2 protein-coding genes are annotated in these 1,616 nt (G+C 59.8%); both read left to right on the top strand.

Translation table 11 applies throughout. The annotated features are described in order from the left end of the window. A partial coding sequence (locus tag ACIOWE_RS27025; protein ID WP_401397845.1) for a glutamine synthetase family protein occupies positions 1-683 on the top strand: 683 nt, incomplete at its 5' end. A gap of 180 nt (positions 684-863) precedes the next feature. Beyond that, positions 864-1,595 carry an aldehyde dehydrogenase family protein gene (locus ACIOWE_RS27020; RefSeq protein ID WP_401397843.1) on the top strand — a complete coding sequence of 244 codons (732 nt, stop codon included), beginning with the start codon at positions 864-866 and terminating at the stop codon, positions 1,593-1,595. The last annotated feature ends 21 nt before the right edge of the window (positions 1,596-1,616 follow it).

The raw sequence follows: 1,616 nt of genomic DNA, 5'->3' as shown, positions 1-1,616 counted from the left end.
ACTACGCCTTCCTGCTAAAGCGTCTTGTGAATAACATCGCCTATGACCACGAGATGGACACTACCTTCATGGCCAAGCCGTATCCGGGCCAGGCGGGTAACGGTCTGCACGTGCACATTTCGATTTTGGACAAAGAAGGCAACAACATCTTTGCCAGCGAGGATCCCGAGCAGAACGCCGCGCTGCGACACGCGATCGGCGGTGTGCTGGAGACCCTGCCTGCGCAAATGGCGTTCCTCTGCCCGAACGTCAACTCGTACCGCCGCTTCGGCGCACAGTTCTACGTGCCGAACTCGCCGAGCTGGGGCATCGACAACCGCACCGTGGCCGTGCGTGTGCCGACCGGTTCGCCGGACGCCGTGCGCATCGAACACCGCGTTGCCGGTGCCGACGCCAACCCGTACCTGCTGATGGCTTCGGTGCTGGCCGGTATTCACCACGGTCTGACCAACCAGATCGAGCCGGGCGCCCCGGTGGAAGGCAACAGCTACGAGCAGAACGAGCAAAGCCTGCCGAACAACTTGCGTGATGCACTGCGCGAGCTGGACGACAGCGAAGTCATGGCCCGCTACATCGACCCGATGTACATCGACGTGTTCGTCGCTTGTAAAGAAAGCGAGCTGGCCGAGTTCGAAAACTCGATCTCTGACCTTGAGTACAACTGGTATCTGCATACCGTCTAAAGACCACCGCAAACCCTGTAGGAGTGAGCCTGCTCGCGATAGCGTCATCACATTCAAACGTGATGATGGCTGATTCACCGCGATCGCGAGCAGGCTCACTCCTACAGGGGATCGGGTTATCAGATTTTGATTGACGGGTATTCGCTCGTCATCCATTCCCCCCCTTGTCGAGCCACAACAATGACAACGACCCGCAACGACTGGGAACAACGCTTCCAGTCCCTGACCATCGAATCCCGCGCCTTCATCAACGGTGAATACCGCCCGGCGATCAGTGGCGACACCTTCGAATGCCTGAGCCCCGTCGACGGCCGTTTCCTCGCCTCCGTGGCCAGCACCGATGAAGCCGACGCCAACCTCGCCGTCGAAGTCGCACGCCAATCGTTCGAGTCCGGCATCTGGGCGAAAAAAGCCCCGGCCGAGCGCAAGCGCATCCTGATCCGCTTCGCCGATCTGATCCTGCAGCACCAGGAAGAACTGGCGCTGCTGGAAACCCTCGACATGGGTAAACCGATCAGCGATTCGATGAGCATCGACATCCCCGCGACCGCCAACGCGATCCGCTGGAGCGCCGAAGCCATCGACAAGATCTACGACGAAGTCGCTGCCACGCCGCACGACCAACTCGGTCTGGTGACTCGCGAGCCATCCGGCGTTGTTGCGGCGATCGTGCCGTGGAACTTCCCGCTGATCATGGCCAGCTGGAAATTCGCCCCGGCCCTCGCAGCAGGCAACTCGTTCATCCTGAAACCTTCGGAAAAGTCGCCGCTGACCGCGATCCGCATCGCTCAGTTGGCGCTGGACGCGGGTATTCCGAAAGGCGTGTTCAACGTTCTGCCAGGCTTCGGCCACACCGTCGGCAAGGCGCTGGCGCTGCACATGGACGTCGACTTTCTTGTCTTTAAAGGATAAATGGATTTTGGAATTCTTCTT

Source organism: Pseudomonas sp. NPDC087598, from assembly GCF_044743525.1.
Lineage (GTDB): Bacteria > Pseudomonadota > Gammaproteobacteria > Pseudomonadales > Pseudomonadaceae > Aquipseudomonas.
This window is presented reverse-complemented; position numbering and strand designations above follow the sequence as displayed.